The sequence below is a fragment of the Novosphingobium sp. genome, assembly GCF_036820275.1.
In the GTDB taxonomy this organism is placed as follows: domain Bacteria; phylum Pseudomonadota; class Alphaproteobacteria; order Sphingomonadales; family Sphingomonadaceae; genus Novosphingobium.
Genome location: NZ_DAISLT010000008.1, coordinates 137,215 through 153,384, shown reverse-complemented (window position 1 = coordinate 153,384; position 16,170 = coordinate 137,215). Strand labels below are relative to the sequence as shown.

At 64.5% G+C, this 16,170-nt stretch carries 13 protein-coding genes and 3 tRNA genes (1 of these 16 only partly in view); 11 read left to right on the top strand and 5 right to left on the bottom strand.

Annotated features, from left to right (window positions below; all coding sequences use genetic code 11):
* Nucleotides 1–78 precede the first annotated feature (78 nt).
* From V7066_RS09060 to V7066_RS09050, 3 genes are all read left to right on the top strand, one after another.
* Nucleotides 79–858 carry an NAD kinase gene (locus V7066_RS09060; RefSeq protein ID WP_334182727.1) on the top strand — a complete coding sequence of 260 codons (780 nt, stop codon included), beginning with the start codon at nt 79–81 and terminating at the stop codon, nt 856–858.
* A gap of 133 nt (nt 859–991) precedes the next feature.
* A tRNA-Asn gene (locus V7066_RS09055) sits at nt 992–1,066 on the top strand.
* A 189-nt stretch (nt 1,067–1,255) separates the two neighbouring features.
* The gene (locus tag V7066_RS09050) at nt 1,256–2,548 is read left to right on the top strand and encodes an ATP-binding protein (protein WP_334182726.1); all 1,293 of its coding nucleotides are present in this window, start codon (nt 1,256–1,258) and stop codon (nt 2,546–2,548) included.
* A gap of 131 nt (nt 2,549–2,679) precedes the next feature.
* Here V7066_RS09050 and mfd read toward each other — a convergent pair whose 3' ends face one another.
* Genes mfd through V7066_RS09035 form a run of 3 tightly spaced genes read right to left on the bottom strand, consistent with a single transcriptional unit; the run spans nt 2,680 to nt 6,937 of the window.
* On the bottom strand, nt 2,680–6,150 hold the full coding sequence (mfd, locus tag V7066_RS09045) for a transcription-repair coupling factor (RefSeq protein WP_334182725.1): 3,471 nt from the start codon (nt 6,148–6,150) through the stop codon (nt 2,680–2,682).
* 25 nt (nt 6,151–6,175) lie between these two features.
* Nucleotides 6,176–6,457, bottom strand: a complete 282-nt coding sequence (locus V7066_RS09040) for an FAD assembly factor SdhE (protein WP_334182724.1) — start codon at nt 6,455–6,457, stop codon at nt 6,176–6,178.
* A gap of 54 nt (nt 6,458–6,511) precedes the next feature.
* A complete protein-coding gene (locus V7066_RS09035) occupies nt 6,512–6,937 on the bottom strand; it encodes a host attachment protein (RefSeq protein ID WP_334182723.1) in 426 nt (141 codons plus the stop codon).
* A gap of 110 nt (nt 6,938–7,047) precedes the next feature.
* Between V7066_RS09035 and recG the strand changes: the two genes are divergently transcribed.
* Nucleotides 7,048–9,105 (top strand): ATP-dependent DNA helicase RecG, encoded by a 2,058-nt coding sequence (recG, locus tag V7066_RS09030; RefSeq protein ID WP_334182722.1) that lies wholly within the window; start codon nt 7,048–7,050, stop codon nt 9,103–9,105.
* Nucleotides 9,106–9,117: 12 nt separating this feature from the next.
* On the opposite strand, the gene V7066_RS09025 is transcribed toward recG, so the two are convergent.
* The gene (locus tag V7066_RS09025) at nt 9,118–9,651 is read right to left on the bottom strand and encodes a hypothetical protein (RefSeq protein WP_334182721.1); all 534 of its coding nucleotides are present in this window, start codon (nt 9,649–9,651) and stop codon (nt 9,118–9,120) included.
* Between the two features lie 406 nt (nt 9,652–10,057).
* On the opposite strand from V7066_RS09025, the gene V7066_RS09020 reads away from it, so the two are divergent.
* The 6 genes from V7066_RS09020 to V7066_RS08995 all read left to right on the top strand — a co-directional run bounded on the left by V7066_RS09020 (nt 10,058) and on the right by V7066_RS08995 (nt 15,736).
* Nucleotides 10,058–10,134, top strand: a tRNA-Pro gene (locus V7066_RS09020).
* Between the two features lie 137 nt (nt 10,135–10,271).
* On the top strand, nt 10,272–11,237 hold the full coding sequence (gene thyA / locus V7066_RS09015) for a thymidylate synthase (RefSeq protein WP_334182720.1): 966 nt from the start codon (nt 10,272–10,274) through the stop codon (nt 11,235–11,237).
* 154 nt (nt 11,238–11,391) lie between these two features.
* Nucleotides 11,392–12,690, top strand: a complete 1,299-nt coding sequence (locus V7066_RS09010; protein WP_334182719.1) for a 3-methyl-2-oxobutanoate dehydrogenase (2-methylpropanoyl-transferring) subunit alpha — start codon at nt 11,392–11,394, stop codon at nt 12,688–12,690.
* Nucleotides 12,691–12,695: 5 nt separating this feature from the next.
* Entirely contained in the window at nt 12,696–13,748 is a 1,053-nt protein-coding gene (locus V7066_RS09005) for an alpha-ketoacid dehydrogenase subunit beta (protein ID WP_334182718.1), read from the top strand.
* 4 nt (nt 13,749–13,752) lie between these two features.
* Nucleotides 13,753–15,126, top strand: coding sequence for a dihydrolipoamide acetyltransferase family protein (locus V7066_RS09000; RefSeq protein ID WP_334182717.1), 1,374 nt, complete (start codon nt 13,753–13,755; stop codon nt 15,124–15,126).
* Between the two features lie 13 nt (nt 15,127–15,139).
* Nucleotides 15,140–15,736: a YdeI/OmpD-associated family protein gene (locus tag V7066_RS08995; RefSeq protein ID WP_334182716.1), complete on the top strand. Its 597-nt coding sequence runs from the start codon at nt 15,140–15,142 to the stop codon at nt 15,734–15,736.
* A gap of 241 nt (nt 15,737–15,977) precedes the next feature.
* Here the strand turns inward: V7066_RS08995 and V7066_RS08990 are convergent.
* The coding region (locus V7066_RS08990) for a hypothetical protein (protein WP_334182715.1) at nt 15,978–16,170 on the bottom strand (193 nt) is incomplete at its 5' end.
* Nucleotides 16,149–16,170, top strand: a tRNA-Asp gene (locus tag V7066_RS08985) (it continues 155 nt past the right edge of the window). The genes V7066_RS08990 and V7066_RS08985 overlap by 22 nt on opposite strands.

The following is a 16,170-nucleotide window of genomic DNA, read 5'->3' as shown; positions in this document are numbered from 1 at the left end:
AAATGAGACGGGATCTCATGAAATGTTCCCATTCGCGCTCCGATCCGGCGTGCGCACCTCTTCACATCGGGAATTGCAATGACTGACGAACCCAAGCTGGGCCTCATCGTCTCCGACAGCGCCAAGGCGCAGGACGGGGCGGCCGAGCTGCGCCGTGCTCATCGCTGGGTCGATCCTGCGGAGGCCGATGTGCTCGTCGTCGTCGGCGGGGACGGCTTCCTGCTGCACGTCCTGCACGAGATGCTGGACCGGGGCGTGATCAAGCCGGTCTATGGCATGAACCTCGGCACCGTGGGCTTCCTGATGAACGGCCCGCATGACGGCGTGCCCATTGCCGAGCGCATTGCCGAGGCGCATCCGGTGCCGGTGCGCCCGCTTCAGATGTACGCCACCAGCCACGATGGCCGCAGCTTCGTCTATTACGCGATCAACGAGGTGTCCTTGCTGCGCGAGACGCGCCAGACCGCCAAGCTGGAAGTGACGATCAACGGCAAAGTGCGGATGGAGGAACTGGTGGGCGACGGTGTGCTGGTTGCCACCCCGGTCGGTTCCACGGCCTACAACCTTTCGGCTAACGGTCCGATCCTGCCGCTCGGCTCGCGCATGCTGGCGCTGACGCCGCTCAGCCCGTTCCGCCCGCGCCGGTGGAAAGGCGCGATCCTGCCCGAGAGCGCCGAAGTCGAGTTCCGCATCCGCGAACCCGGCAAGCGCCCGGTCGCCGCCGTGGCCGACCAGAAGGAAGTGCGCGATGTGAAGACCGTGCGCATCGTCGCCAATGCCGAGAAGGAACTGACCTTGCTGTTCGATCCGGGCTTCACCCTGGAGGAGCGCATCTTCGCCGAGCAGTTCCAGGTCTGAGGAAAGGCGCCCTGCGAAGACTCTGCCCTGTGGAAAAGTTTTTGCATCATTTTCATAACAGAGTGCTTGCCAACCCTGAGGACCCCTTTTATAGGCGCACTCCTGCCCGGCGGTGGTAACACTGACAGGCTGCTCCCCGATAGCTCAGCGGTAGAGCATTCGACTGTTAATCGAATGGCCGTAGGTTCGAATCCTACTCGGGGAGCCACTTTCTTCCTTCCAAAACGGAAGGAGAAAGTCGCTCTGCACATGATGCGAGAGCCCTGACACATTCCGCAAGTGTCAAAATGTTTCCCAAGCAAGCAGCACATTGACGAACGCCTCATCCGGTGAGAGCGCTCTTTCAGGACGCCCCGGCATATCGCGCAGAACAATCGGGCATCCCGCGAGAGGACATGTGACCCGAATCAGTATCCCGCGTCTGGCAGTCCTGGCTGCGGTCGTTTTTCTTGCGCTCTGCGTGGCGCAGCTGACCGGCAGCCTGCTGTTCTACCAATCCATCGACCGGCAGACGATTCGCGCCGATCACGCGCGGCGAATCGCCGAACTGATCGTCGTCAGCGATCGCATCCACACGCTCCAGCCGAATCTCGCCGCACCGATCATGACGACGGGTCATCTCAAGGCGGAATTTTCACCCGAGCCCGCCGTGCGGGGCATGGCCGATTCCGAATCGCTGCGCCGGATTGCCGGGCAGGTGATCGAATGGGAGCCGTCTCTGGCCACCCGTCCGCTCAATCTCGCCACGGCCGACGCGACGGGCGGGAAGAGCGATCTCGTGGGCTCGGTGCGGCTGGCGGACGGCAAGTGGCTGAATTTCCGGTCGCGCGACATCACTTCGATGTGGCCGATCGCCTTGCGCGCCAGCATGCTCATGCTCTGCACGGCGCTGGCCTGCATCGCCATCGGGCTGATCCTGCTGCGCCTGCTGACCAATCCGCTGCGCCGCCTTACCCAGGCCGCCGATGCCATCGGTCACGGCCAGCGCGTGGAGATCCGCGAAAGCGGGCCGGAAGACCTGCGCAACCTCGCCCATTCGATGAACGTCATGCAGGAGCGCATCGCGCGGCTGCTGGAGGACCAGGCGCGCTCGTTCGAGGCGATCAGCCATGACTTGCGCACGCCGCTCTCGCGCCAGCAGATCGCCACCGACCTGATCGAAGACCCGGAAATTTCCGAGATCATGCAGACCAGCATCGACGAGATGGAAGGTCTTCTCGCTTCGCTGCAAGGCTACCTGCGAGCCCAGCACCTGTCTTCGGATGCGGAGAAGGTCGATCTCGGGGAACTCGTGGCGGCGGTCATCGCGCCCTATGAGGATCGAGCGCGGCTGACGGGGGCGGGCAGGGCCGTGGTCGAGAGCTTCCCCGAGCCGCTGGCCCTGGCGACCGGCGCGCTGGTCGAGAACGCCATCCGCTTCGGCGGACGGGCGGAAGTGTCGGTGCGGCATGAAGGGGCGGACTGGTTCATCGACGTCGAGGATACCGGCCCGGGCATTCCGCCAAGCCATTTCGAGGACGTGCTGACGCCGTTCTTCCGCCTCGACGAGGCGCGCACGCGCGACACGCCGGGCTTCGGCCTCGGCATCCCGACGGCGCACCGGCTGATGATGCGGTTTGGCGGGCAGCTTTCCTTCGCGACGTCGCCCTGCGGTGGGCTGATTGCGCGGATCAGAGTGCCGTTGATGTAGGCGAGGGGCCTTGCCCGTAGCCCCCGTCATCCTGAACTCGTTTCAGGATCCATTTCTGACCATCAGCGGCGGCTTAATCGGCAAGATGGATCCTGAAACAAGTTCAGGATGACGTTGAGCTTTGTACTGTGTCAGCCTTTTCGCGCTACCGCCGCGAGACCCTTCGTAAGCTGGAGCAGGCCGTTCAGGCGGCTCTTAGGATCGCCCCAGGCGCGTTGCAGCACCAGCTTGTTGTCCGGACGCAGCTTGACCGCACCTTGCAGGCGTTCGGCATAGGCGATGAGGCCGAGCGGGTTCGGGAAGCTGTCGTTGTGGAAGCTGACGAGCGTGCCGCGTGGGCCGACGTCGATCTTGGCGATATGGGCCTCGATCGCCTGGCGCTTGATCTGAATGAGCTTGATGAGGTTCGAGGTCGCGGAGGGCAGGGGGCCGAAGCGGTCGATCATCTCGGCCGAGAGCGATTCGATCTCGTCCTTGCTGTCGGCGTCGTTGAGGCGGCGATAGAGCGCCATGCGCACGGCCAGATCGGGAACGTAGTCCTCCGGGATCATGATCGGCGCTTCCACCGTGATCTGCGGGGACAGGCCGGAGGTGTTCTTCTCCAGCCCGACGCCGCCCGCGCGGGCTTCGAGGATCGCGTCCTCCAGCATCGACTGGTAGAGTTCGAAGCCCACTTCGCGGATATGGCCCGACTGCTCGTCACCGAGCAGGTTGCCCGCGCCGCGAATGTCGAGGTCGTGGCTGGCAAGCTGGAAGCCTGCGCCCAGCGAATCGAGGTCGCTCAACACCTTGAGGCGCTTTTCCGCGACTTCGGATAGCGCGCGTCCGGCCGGGGTGGTCAGATAGGCATAGGCGCGCAGCTTCGAACGGCCCACGCGTCCGCGCAGCTGGTAGAGCTGGGCAAGGCCGAAGCGGTCGGCGCGGTGGATGATGATCGTGTTGGCGCGCGGAATGTCGATGCCGCTTTCGACGATGGTGGTCGAGAGCAGGACTTCGTACTTGCCCTCGTAGAAGGCGCTCATGCGCTCTTCCACTTCGCCCGCGCTCATCTGGCCGTGGGCGGAGATGACCTTCACTTCGGGCACGCTCTTGGCCAGCCATTCCTCGACTTCGGCCATGTCCGAAATGCGCGGCACGACGATGAAGCTCTGGCCGCCGCGATGGTGCTCGCGCAGCAGGGCCTCGCGCATCACCATCTCGTCCCATTCCATCACGTAAGTGCGCACCGCAAGGCGATCGACCGGCGGGGTCTGGATGGTCGAGAGTTCGCGCAGACCGCTCATCGCCATTTGCAGCGTGCGCGGGATCGGCGTGGCGGTGAGCGTCAGCACGTGCACGTCGGTGCGCAGCTGCTTGAGGCGCTCCTTGTGGTTGACGCCGAAGCGCTGCTCCTCGTCGACGATGACAAGGCCGAGGCGCTTGAAATTGACCGTCTTCGAGAGAATCGCATGGGTGCCGCAGACCACGTCCATGGTGCCGGCGGTCAGGCCGTCGCGGGTGGCCTTGGCTTCCTTCTCGGGGACGAGGCGCGAGAGGCGGCCGACTTCGAGCGGGAAGCCGTTGAAGCGATCGGCAAAGCTCGAATAGTGCTGGCGCGCGAGCAGGGTGGTCGGTGCGACCACGGCGACCTGCTGGCCCGCCATGGCGGCGACGAACGCGGCGCGCAGGGCCACTTCGGTCTTGCCGAAGCCCACGTCGCCGCAGACGAGGCGGTCCATCGGCTTGCCTTCGGAAAGGTCGCCCAGCACGTCGTCGATGGCGTGTTCCTGGTCCTCGGTTTCCTGCCAGGGGAAACGATCGACGAACTGGTCGTAGGAGGACTTTTCGGGCAGCAGGGCAGGCGCCGTGCGCAGGGCGCGCGCGGCGGCGGTCTTCATCAGTTCGCCCGCGATCTCGCGGATGCGTTCCTTGAGCTTGGCGCGGCGCTTCTGCCAGGCTTCGCCGCCCAGCTTGTCGAGCGCGACGCCTTCCGCCTCGCTGCCGTAGCGCGAGAGGACGTCGAGGTTTTCGACCGGGATGTAGAGCTTGTCGCCGCCCGCATAGGTCAGCATCACGCAGTCGTGAGGCGACTTGCCGACCGGGATCGACTGGAGGCCCTCGTAGCGACCGATGCCATGGTCCATGTGGACGATCATGTCGCCCGGCGTCAGTGCCGCCAGTTCGGCGAGGAAGGCGTCGGAATCTTTCTTCTTTTTCTTCCGGCGGACAAGGCGGTCGCCAAGGATGTCCTGCTCGGTGACGACTTCGACGGCATCGTTGGTGAAGCCGGTTTCCAGCGGCAGCACCAGCGCGGCGGAGCGGCCCTGCACGGCAAGGCCGAGGGCTTCCTGCCAGGTATCCGCCAGCTTGGGTTCCGGCCCCTTGGCCTCGCCCAGGATGGAAACGAGGCGCGCGCGGCTGCCGGTGGAATAGGCGGCCAGGATCGCCTTGCGGCCCGACTTCGCAACCGCGTGTAGGTGCTTGGCGGCGGCCTCATAGGCATTGTCGCCGCGCGCACGCTCGGGCGTGAAGTCGCGGGCATTGCCGAAGCCGAAATCGATGACCGTCTTGCTTTCCGGCTGCGCGAAAGGATCGGCGCGGTGGACCGGGAAGGCCGCAACGGCGCGTTCGAATTCCTCGCGGCCCAGATAAAGCGCGTCGGTGGCGAGCGGGCGATACGATCCCGCCTTCTGGCCCGAGGTTTCGAGGCGGGCCTTGTGATAGTCGGCAATGTCGGTGAAGCGCTCGTCGGCGGCACCGAGTGCCGGACTGTCGATCACCAGCAGGTCGTCGTCCGAGAGGTGGTCGAACAGTGTGACCAGCCGGTCTTCGAACAGCGGCAGCCAGTGCTCCATGCCCGCAAGGCGGCGGCCGTCGCTGACCGCCTGATAGAGTGGGTCCGCCGTGGCATTGGCGCCGAACATCTCGCGGTAGCGGCTGCGGAAGCGCTTGACGCTGTCCTCGTCGACCAGCGCTTCGCTGGCGGGGAGCAGCAGGTGGTCGGGAACGGTGCCGGTGGAGCGCTGGGTGCCGGTATCGAACAGGCGCAGGGTTTCGAGTTCGTCGCCGAAGAAATCGAGGCGCAGGCCGCCTTCCAGACCGGAGGGCACGATATCGAAGATCGAGCCGCGCACCGCGAACTCGCCCGCGTCGATGGCGGTGTCGCTGCGCTGGTAGCCCTGACGGCGCAGCAGTGCGATCAGGCTTTCATGGCCGATTTCCGTACCGGGCTTCAGCAGTCGCACCGATTCGCGAATGCGGAACGGCGTGAGCACGCGCTGGAGCACGGCATTGGCGGTGGTGACGAGAAGCTGCGGGCCGGTGCGCTTCAGCTGGAGCCGGTGCAGCGCGGCCAGACGGCGGGCGCTGACCGAAAGGGCAGGGCTGGCGCGGTCGTAGGGAAGGCAGTCCCACGCGGGGAATTCGACGACGTCCAGTTCCGGTGCAAAGAACTGCGCGGCCTCGGCAACGGCGCGCATGGCGCTTTCGTTGTCGGCGATGAACACCGCCCGCCCTTTCGCGGCGCGGGCAAGGTCCGCCATGACCAGCGGCTGGGCACCGCGCGTTACCGAGGCAAGGGTAAGCGGCGAGGTAGCCGAGAGAATGCGTTGGAAATCGGCCATGCCGCAGTCAGTCTGCCTTATGAAATCAGCGCGGGATATCGACGTAATCGAGCTTCATCATGCGGTCCATCAAGGGGCCGCGATATTGCTCGGGAATGCTCTGGGTGCCGAGCGCCCAGGCCATGATGTCGACGTCTTCTTCCTCGATCATCGTTTCGAAGAGTTCGATCTCGACTTCGGACCATTCGGCGTGGAAGCGGTCGAAGAAGCAGCCGATCATGTAATCGGCCTCGCGCGTGCCGCGATGCCAGGCGCGGAACTTGAGGCGGGCGAGCCGGGCCAGCCCCTGAGATGTAATTTCGCTCATGCCCGCGCCGTTACGATACGGCGCGGGCATGAGCAAGTTTTTGGGTGTTCCGCCCTAGCGCTGGAATACCTTGATGATCTCTTCGCTGCGGCGCCCGGTCATGGTCTTGGGCACTTCGGTCAGCAGCGCGCTCTTCAGCTCCTTGTGATAGTGGCGCCGCATTTCGCCGAGCGAGCGGGGATCCGCCACGATCACGAGCTGATCGATCTCGCGTTCCAGCACCTGCTGGTTGAGCCAGCCCGCGACGGCGGCGGCATGGGCGCTTTCGTCCAGCGAATCGTTGCTGCCGTCGCCGGTCCGGGCCTGATGGCGCGAAACGGCATCATCGCGGCGGCGGAAGCCCGCGCTGAAGTTGGTCGCCTCCAGATCCGGCGTTTCCAGCGCAGTGAGTTTCGGCGCGGCCTCGCGTCCCGCGTTGCGATAGAGTTCGAAGTTTTCACCGTCGACGATCGCAAACACGGTTCCGTGCGGAAGAAGCATGCATTTCTCCTATGCAGGGGTGGGGTGACACCTGGGCCAACGTGGCTGTCCGCAAATCCGTTCCCCGCCGGTCTGGCGAAACGAGCCGCACTCGCGCTAAGAGGCTGACCATGCGGCCCGAAGCACTCAATTGCCTGTTCACCGAGACCGATTCCCTTGACGGCGTGGGCCCCAAGCTCAAGCGTCCCCTGGAGAAACTCGGGCTGACCCGCATCCGGGATCTGCTCTATCATCTGCCCGACCGCTTCGTGGAGCGGCGCGCGGTGCTTAATCTCGACGATGCCAGCGTGGGCGAGAACGTGATCGTCCGCCTCATCGTGCGCGAGCATCGCTCGCCGTCCGGGCGCGGACCATTCCGGGTGATCGCCGAGGACGAGACCGGCAATATTTGCACGATCACCTACTTCGGCCGCGCATCCTACACGGCGAAGAAGCAGCTTCCGGTCGGCGAGACGCGCTGGGTGGCGGGGCGGCTCGACCAGTATGGCCAGATGCTCCAGATGGTGCATCCCGAACATGTCTCGGAAACCAGCGCCGCGCCGGTGGGGCAGCTTTGCGAGGCGGTCTATCCGCTGTCGGAGGGGCTGACGCAGGGACGCGTCGCAGGCCTTGTCCAGCAGGCGCTCAAGGCCTTGCCCGAACTGCCCGAATGGATCGAGCACGGTCTCTACGACAAGATGAAGTGGCCGGTCTGGCACGAGGCCGTGCGCGAGGTCCATCGCGGCGTCCATGCCTCGGCGCGCGACCGGCTCGCCTATGACGAACTGCTCGCCAATGCTCTTGCGTTGATGCTGGTGCGGGAGAGCAATCGCAAGCAGTCCGGCACCCCGCTGAAGGGCGACGGCTCGCTGCGGGCCAAACTCAAGCTGCCCTTTGCGCTGACCGGCGCGCAGAAGCGGTCCATCGACGAGATCGAGGGCGACGTGGTGCAGAACGCGCCGATGCTGCGCCTGCTTCAGGGCGATGTCGGCGCGGGCAAGACGGTGGTGGCGCTCAATGCGATGCTCATTGCGGTGGAGGCGGGGGCACAGGCGGCGCTGCTGGCGCCGACCGAAATCCTCGCCCGCCAGCATTACGAGACTCTTGCCCGGATGCTTCAGGGCACCGGCGTCGAGATCGCGCTGCTCACCGGACGCGACAAGGGCAAGGCGCGCGAGGCGATCCTGATGGGGCTGGTCGGCGGCTCCATCGATATCGTCGTCGGCACCCACGCGATCTTCCAGGACACCGTTTCCTACCGCAATCTCGCGCTGGTGGTGATCGACGAGCAGCACCGCTTCGGTGTGGGCCAGCGGCTGATGCTGGCGCGCAAGGGCCGCCGCACGCCGCATACGCTGGCCATGACCGCCACGCCGATCCCGCGCACGCTGACTTTGGCACAGTACGGCGAGATGGAAGTCTCCAAGCTCGACGAACTGCCGCCCGGGCGCCAGGCCATCGACACCCGCGTGGTTTCGGTGGAGCGCATGGCCGACGTCGTCGAAGGTATCGCCCGCCATATCGAGACGGGACAGCAGGCCTATTGGGTCTGCCCGATGGTCAGCGAGAGCGAAAACGACGACCTCGCCGCGGCCGAGGCCCGCTATGCGACGCTCAAGGATCGCTTCGGCGACCGGGTCGTGCTCGTCCATGGCCAATTGAAGCCCGAGGCCAAGGACGCCGGCATGGAGCGCTTTTCAAGTGGCGAGGCTGCGGTGCTGGTGGCGACGACGGTGATCGAAGTCGGCGTCGACGTGCCGAATGCGACGCTGATGGTGATCGAGCAGGCCGAGCGCTTCGGGCTTGCCCAGCTTCACCAGTTGCGCGGGCGCGTCGGGCGCGGCAGCGAGAAATCGACCTGTCTGCTGCTGCGCGGACAGCAGCTCAGCGAAACCGCTCGCCAGCGCCTTGCCCTGATGCGCGAGACTCAGGACGGTTTCCGGCTCGCCGAAGAAGACCTGCAACTGCGCGGCGGCGGTGAACTGCTGGGCACGCGGCAGTCGGGCGATACGCCGTTCCGCATTGCCAGCCTGGAGCAGATCACCAAGCTGCTGCCACTCGCCCATGACGACGCCCGCCTGCTGATCGAGCGCGACGGCGGCCTCGCCGGACCGCGCGGAGAAGCGGCACGGCTGTTGCTCTATCTGTTCGAACGCGACTGGGGCGTGCAGCTTCTGCGCGGGGGATAGAGGTTTTTCGGTTCAACACCCGGTCGGCGTCGCTCGTCCGGCATAAGTCGGCGAAAGCGGGAAGTTCAGCTCCGCCAGAAGGGCGGCGTCGGCGTGGCAGTATTTTTCCGTGGCCACGAACGAGCGTACCGGGGTGAAGTCGAAGCTTTCATGGTTCTTCACCAACGCGAACGATTGGATATGCGTGGGCGCGGCTGCGTAAGGGGACGTGCCGATGTCCCGGTTGGCGATCAGCATATAGAGTGTCGAGGTGCCGCGATAATCGCCGCGGGCGAAGCGGACCGAGCGGATCATGTCGTCGCCGACATCCGGAGCATCGTTGATCTGGTCCCGGCCTTCGAGAACGGCCGTGGCATTGCCCACTTTCACCAGGAAGATGTGTTGGCCGCGGACCTTGTTGTTCTGGCGCCAGAGCTGCGCGATCGAGCCGTCCTCGCCGGTTCCGGCGATATCGGGCAGGGCGTTGATCCCCGGTGCGAGGGTGATCGGCGTGAGCAGGGCCGGAGCGGATGCGGCGGCCATGCCGGGTAGCGCGAGCCATGCCATCGCCCAGCAAACGGATAGTTGTCGAAAAGGCAGATGTCGCATCGTCACTCCCCGCGACCACGCATCCCTCTGCGATGTTCTGCCCGAGGGTCGGCGAAGCGACAATAGGGCTGGCCGAAAGGGTTAGGGGGAGGGAAAAACCTGCCGATTCGACTGTTTCGAGCGCTGCGCGGGGGCGATTCGAGGGCTATGGCGCGGCCTTTTCGGCGTCGGGCGACGAAAATCGGGCCTGTGGAAATTTTTGTTTTTGCTCGAAATTTCTAGGTTTTCCGGTGCTCTGAGGGGGCTTCCGCATGCCTTCGTCCCGCCGATGCGAACAAAAATGAGATTGGCCACTTGCCACCCCCGGAGTCGCCCTATATAGGCGCGCTCCTGCCCCGGGCGCTCTTCGGAACGCCCACCCGGTCGGGGAATAGCTCAGCCTGGTAGAGCACTGTCTTCGGGAGGCAGGGGCCGGAGGTTCGAATCCTCTTTCCCCGACCATTTTCACCCTCGGGTGAGGCATAGAAACCCAGCGGAAACGCTGGGTTTTTTGCTGTCTGGGGTTTGCTTCACATTCTGTCATGGACAAGGGTTCAAGGTCCGTTTGAACCTCGCCCGCTATGGGCTAGGCTCCGGCCATGACCGAAATTCTCGCTGCCGATTCCGCCGCCCAGACCACAGTTCGCCACTGGGAGTGGCAATACCTCGACCTCATGCGCCGCATCTGGGAAGAGGGCGATGAACGGGTGGACCGTACCGGCATCGGCACGTGCTCGGTGTTCGGGGCGACGATCCGCTTCGACCTGTCGGACGGCGCGATGCCGCTGCTCACCACCAAGCGCGTCTACTGGAAGACGGCGACCCGCGAACTGCTCTGGTTCCTGACCGGGGATACCAACATCCGTTCGCTCTGTGCGCAGGGCGTCGAGATCTGGACCGATTGGCCGTTGGACCGTTATCGCCGCGAAACCGGCGAAACTATCGAGCGTGCCGAATTCTCGCGCCGGATCGTCGAGGATGCGGCCTTTGCGGATCAGTGGGGCGATCTCGGTCCGGTCTACGGCAAGCAGTGGGTGAACTGGCCGGTCTACGAAGAGGCCGGCGAGGGACTCTATCGCAAGCGGGCAGCCGGGGTGAATCAGGTCGCGCAAGTGATCGAGAGCCTGAAGAACAATCCGGGCAGTCGCCGCCACATCATCGAGGGTTGGAACGTCGCCGAACTCGATTCGATGGCGCTGCCGCCGTGCCACAAGAGCTATCAGTTCCATGTCGCCGATGGCCGCCTCTCCTGCGCGCTCTATCAGCGGAGCTGCGACCTCGGGCTTGGGTTCGCCTTCAACATGTGGTCGCTGGCACTGCTGACGCGGATGTTCGCCCAGCAATGCAACCTTGAGCCGGGAGAGGCCGTTTGGATGGGCGGTGATGTCCATCTTTACCTCAACCATGCCGCTCTGGTCGAAGAGCAGCTTTCGCGCCGGCCCGAAGGCGAAGCGCGACTCGAAATCGCCCGCAGGCCCGATTCGATCTTCGATTACCGGATCGAGGATTTCGTGGTTTCGGGTTACGCCCCGCAGGCGCATATCGCCGCTCCGGTGGCGGTTTAATTCCCGTTGGGCAGATTTTCTCGGTGGATTGACATTGCTGGAGGTTGAAATAATATGACCTGACCGTGGAATTTTGAAACGCGTTAGGTTCGTCCCTTTTTCCTAGCGCAGATCAGGTTTCTACGGCCCGGAAAGTCGGGAGAGGATAACCAGAATGGCCGAAGGCCCGGTTCGCACAGGCAAGTTACGTGGCAATCTGCCGCCGCTCGAACTCTATGTTCCCGAGCCGAGATATCGGCCGGGCGATACGGTAGATTATACTCACCTGGAAATCCCCGAACCGGGCCTTCTGGCCCGGCCGGACGAGGCCTGCGAGGCCAGGGAAACCTGGCCAATGACGCTTGACCTGATCCGGGTGCTCGGCGATGACGATCGCGCCGTCGGTCCGTGGAATCCCGGTCTCGATGCCGAGACCCTGCGCCGCATGCTGGCGACGATGGCGCTTACCCGCGCTTTCGACGACCGCATGTATCGCGGCCAGCGGCAGGGAAAGACCAGCTTCTACATGAAGTCCACCGGCGAAGAGGCGATCTCGATCGCCTGCGCCCACGCGCTCGCGGCGGACGACATGGTGTTCCCCAGCTATCGCCAGCAGGGCGTGCTGATCGCCCGCGGCTATCCGCTGGTGGAGATGGTCAACCAGATCTACTCGAACCGCGCCGATCCCCTGAAGGGCCGCCAGTTGCCGATCATGTATTCGGCCAAGGACTACGGCTTCTTCTCGATCTCGGGCAACCTCGCCACCCAGTTCCCGCAGGCGGTGGGCTGGGCGATGGCTAGTGCGATCAAGGGCGATACCCGCATCGCCACCAGCTTCGTGGGCGAAGGCTCCAGCGCCGAGGGCGATTTCCATGCGGCGATGACCTTTGCGGCGGTCTACAACGCGCCCGTCGTGCTCAACGTGGTCAACAACCAGTGGGCGATCTCCAGCTTCTCGGGCTTTGCCGGGGCCGAGCGCACGACTTTTGCGGCGCGTGCGGCGGGTTACGGCATCGCCGGGCTGCGCGTCGACGGCAACGATATCCTGGCGGTCTATGCGGCGATGGAGTGGGCCGCCAACCGTGCCCGTGCGGGCAAGGGGCCGACCCTGATCGAGCACTTCACCTATCGCGCCGAAGGGCACTCCACCTCCGACGATCCCAGCGCCTACCGTTCCGCGCGCGAGGCTGAGGACTGGCCGCTCGGCGATCCGATCATGCGCCTCAAGAAGCACCTGATCGCGCTCGGCGAATGGTCGGAGGAGCAGCACGAGACGATGGACCGTGACCTCGCCGAGCAGGTCAAGGCGGCCACCAAGGAAGCCGAGAAGAACGGCATCCTCGGGCACGGCCTTCACCACCCGTTCCACACGATGTTCGAGGACGTGTTCGAGGAGCTGCCCTGGCACCTCCAGGAACAGGCCGAACAGGCGATCCGTGAGCGACAGACGAAATGGCCGGAGTGGAAGGAGTGAGGACCATGATCGAGGAAAATCCCGTCAGCCTTCACGACGCGCCGAGCCGTCCGATGAACATGATCGAGGCAATCAACGACGCGCTCGACATCATGATGGCGCGCGATCCCGATGTCGTCATCATGGGCGAGGACGTCGGCTACTTCGGCGGCGTGTTCCGGGCGACGGCGGGCCTTCAGAAGAAGTTCGGCAAGAATCGCGTGTTCGATACGCCGATCAACGAATGCGGCATCATCGGCGCTGCCGTCGGCATGGCCGCTTATGGCCTGCGCCCGGTGCCGGAGATCCAGTTCGCGGACTATATCTATCCTGGCCTCGACCAGCTCGTCTCCGAAGCGGCGCGTCTGCGCTATCGCTCGGCCGGGGAGTTCGTGGCGCCGATCACCGTGCGCTCGCCGTTCGGTGGCGGCATCTTCGGGGGCCAGACCCACAGCCAGAGCCCCGAGGCGCTGTTCACCCACGTCGCCGGTCTCAAGACGGTGATCCCGGCGACGCCTTATGACGCCAAGGGCCTGTTGATCGCCGCGATCGAGGACAACGATCCGGTCATCTTCTTCGAGCCGAAGCGCATCTACAACGGCCCGTTCGACGGCTATTATGATCGCCCCTCGCGGCCCTGGAAGGGCTTGCCCGGAAGCCAGGTGCCGGAGGGCTACTACAAGGTGCCGCTCGGCAAGGCCCGTGTGGTGCGCGAAGGCGCGGCGCTGACGGTCGTGACTTACGGCACCATGGTTCATGTCGCCGAAGCGGTGCTCGCCGAGAAGGGCGTCGATGTCGAGATCATCGATCTTCGCAGCCTCGTTCCGCTTGATATCGACACTGTGGAAAAGTCGGTGGAGAAGACGGGGAAATGCCTGGTGATACACGAGGCGACCCGCACCTCCGGCTTCGGCGCCGAACTCGTCACGCTCGTCCAGGAGCGCTGCTTCTATCATCTCGAAGCGCCGGTGGAGCGCGTGACCGGTTTCGACACGCCCTATCCGCATAGCCTCGAGTGGGCCTATTTCCCCGGTCCCGTCCGCATCGGCGAGGCGGTCGATCGGCTCATGAAGGATTGATCCGATGGGTCGTTTCACATTCCGCCTGCCGGATATCGGCGAGGGTATTGCCGAGGCCGAGATCGTCGCCTGGCACGTCAAAGTCGGGGACACGGTCGAGGAAGACGGTCGCCTTGCCGACATGATGACTGACAAGGCGACGGTCGAGATGGAGAGCCCGGTTTCGGGCGTGGTCGTCGAAGTGGCGGGCGAGACGGGCGATGTGATCGCCATCGGCTCGCCGCTGGTGGTGATCGAGGTCGAAGGTGCGGGCAACGAAGTCGACCGCGCGCCGGCGCCGAAGTCCGAGGTCATCGAGCGTGTTGAGGGGGCAGTGGCCGGTGCTTCGACCCTTCGACAAGCTCAGGGCTCAGCACGAACGGAGGTTGTGGAAACCGAAGCCACTGTAGCACCTGCACCTGCTCCGGCCCCATCCCCCACACCCGCTCAGGCTGAGCCTGTCGAAGCCCGCGCGCCCGCGCCCGCGCCCGCGCCCAAACCCTCAGCCGCGCACGCCAAAGTCATGGCCAGCCCGGCGGTGCGCAAGCGTGCCGCCGATCTCGGCATCGACTTGTCCGAAGTGCGTCCCGCCGAGGATGGCCGCCTGCGTCACGCCGATCTCGACGCGTTCCTGGCCTACAACGCCGCGGGCGGTTTCCAGCCTGCCGGTCGCAAGGGGCAGGACGAGCAGGTTCGCGTGATCGGCCTGCGCCGCCGCATTGCCGAGAACATGGCGGCGTCCAAGCGCCAGATCCCGCACTTCGCCTATGTTGAGGAATACGACGTGACGGCGCTGGAGGAAGTCCGCGCGCAGCTTAACGAGGGCAGGGGCGCCAATGTGGACGGGCGGCCCAAGCTGACGATGCTGCCGTTCCTGATCACGGCGATCTGCAAGTTGCTGCCGAAGTATCCGATGCTGAATGCCCATTACGATGACGAGGCGGGTGTGGTGACGCGCTACGGCTCGGTGCATCTCGGCATGGCGGCGCAGACCCCGGCGGGGCTGATGGTCCCGGTGATCCGCGATGCGCAGGATCGCAATCTCTGGCAACTCGCCACGGAGATCGGCCGTCTGGCGCAGGCGGCGCGCGACGGCTCGGCCAAGTCGTCCGAGCTTTCGGGTTCGACCATCACGGTGACCTCGCTCGGGCCGATGGGCGGGGTGGCGACCACGCCGGTCATCAACCGTCCGGAAGTGGCGATCATCGGTCCGAACCGGATCGTCGAGCGACCGATGTTCGTGAAGGGCGCCGACGGCACCGAGCGCATCGAGAAGCGCAAGATCATGAACATTTCGATGTCCTGCGACCACCGCGTGGTAGACGGCTGGGATGCCGCCAGCTTCGCGCAGGACCTCAAGAAGCTGATCGAAGCCCCCGCGCTCATTCTTGCGGGGTGAGGGGAGTGATCGCATGAGCAAGGATCCGCGCGTCGACGACTATATCGAACAGGCCGCGGACTTTGCCCGTCCGATCCTCCAACATTTGCGGGCGGTGGCCCACCGTGCGCTTCCCGGCGCCGAAGAGGCGATCAAATGGGGCATGCCGCACTTCACGGTGAACGGTAAGAACGTCGCCGGGATGGCGGCGTTCAAGGCACACTGCACTTTCGTCATTCATGGAGACGGTCGGCAGGGCGACGCCATGGGACAGTTCGGGCGAATCACGAAGATCACCGATCTGCCAGACGAGGCGGTGCTGACGGCGAATCTCGATGCAGCGCTGAACCGCGTGCTGGAGAAGGGCACCGCACTCAAGACCGCCGACGAACGCAAGCCGCGTCCGGAAATTCCGATGCCGGAGGATTTTGCGGCACTGCTGGCAGCCATGCCGGAGGTGCAGGATATATTCGGCGCGTTCAGCCCCTCTCAGCGCCGTGACTACCTGGAATGGATCACCGAGGCGAAGACTGCCGCCACACGCGACAAGCGCATGGCGCAGGCGACCGCGTGGATCGCCGAGGGCAAGACCCGCAACTGGAAATACGAGAAGCCACGTCGCCCTTCCTGACCTCCTGGTCGGATCGGCCGCGATTGGCGTCATGCTCCCGTCGTCTCCGCAAAGGCGACGATGTTGTGGGAGCAGTGTCCGCTCTCATGATGGCCCCCAATGAACATTGTTTCGTCATTGCTTCGCTACGCTCGCAATGACGAGGAGGGGCTGCTTGGCGACGATGTTTCGCAAGGGATTCTGCCCGGCCTAAAATTTTTTTCGCTTATTTTCCTTCGATCGAGCCGTCCGAAAGGTGTCTTCACGTGATAAAAATCGCGAAATCGGCACTAAAATCGGTTCTTTGGTGAAACTGTCCACAGGCTAGTCGCGGTTCGGTCGTAAAAATCTTCGTGGGGCTGGAATATCGCGTTGACAGCCACCCGGTGCTGACATAGAGGGCGGCCTCCCAAGCGGACGCAACCGCAAGAACGCGGGTGTAGCTCAGTTGGTTA

Excerpts from the sequence above, each read along its gene's own strand:
- V7066_RS09060 (WP_334182727.1), top strand. The coding sequence starts at position 79 with ATGACTGACGAACCCAAGCTGGGCCTCATCGTCTCCGACAGCGCCAAG.
- mfd (WP_334182725.1), bottom strand. The coding sequence starts at position 6,150 with ATGGCCGATTTCCAACGCATTCTCTCGGCTACCTCGCCGCTTACCCTT.
- V7066_RS09040 (WP_334182724.1), bottom strand. The coding sequence starts at position 6,457 with ATGAGCGAAATTACATCTCAGGGGCTGGCCCGGCTCGCCCGCCTCAAG.
- V7066_RS09035 (WP_334182723.1), bottom strand. The coding sequence starts at position 6,937 with ATGCTTCTTCCGCACGGAACCGTGTTTGCGATCGTCGACGGTGAAAAC.
- recG (WP_334182722.1), top strand. The coding sequence starts at position 7,048 with ATGCGGCCCGAAGCACTCAATTGCCTGTTCACCGAGACCGATTCCCTT.
- V7066_RS09025 (WP_334182721.1), bottom strand. The coding sequence starts at position 9,651 with ATGGCATGGCTCGCGCTACCCGGCATGGCCGCCGCATCCGCTCCGGCC.
- thyA (WP_334182720.1), top strand. The coding sequence starts at position 10,272 with ATGACCGAAATTCTCGCTGCCGATTCCGCCGCCCAGACCACAGTTCGC.
- V7066_RS09010 (WP_334182719.1), top strand. The coding sequence starts at position 11,392 with ATGGCCGAAGGCCCGGTTCGCACAGGCAAGTTACGTGGCAATCTGCCG.
- V7066_RS09005 (WP_334182718.1), top strand. The coding sequence starts at position 12,696 with ATGATCGAGGAAAATCCCGTCAGCCTTCACGACGCGCCGAGCCGTCCG.
- V7066_RS09000 (WP_334182717.1), top strand. The coding sequence starts at position 13,753 with ATGGGTCGTTTCACATTCCGCCTGCCGGATATCGGCGAGGGTATTGCC.
- V7066_RS08995 (WP_334182716.1), top strand. The coding sequence starts at position 15,140 with ATGAGCAAGGATCCGCGCGTCGACGACTATATCGAACAGGCCGCGGAC.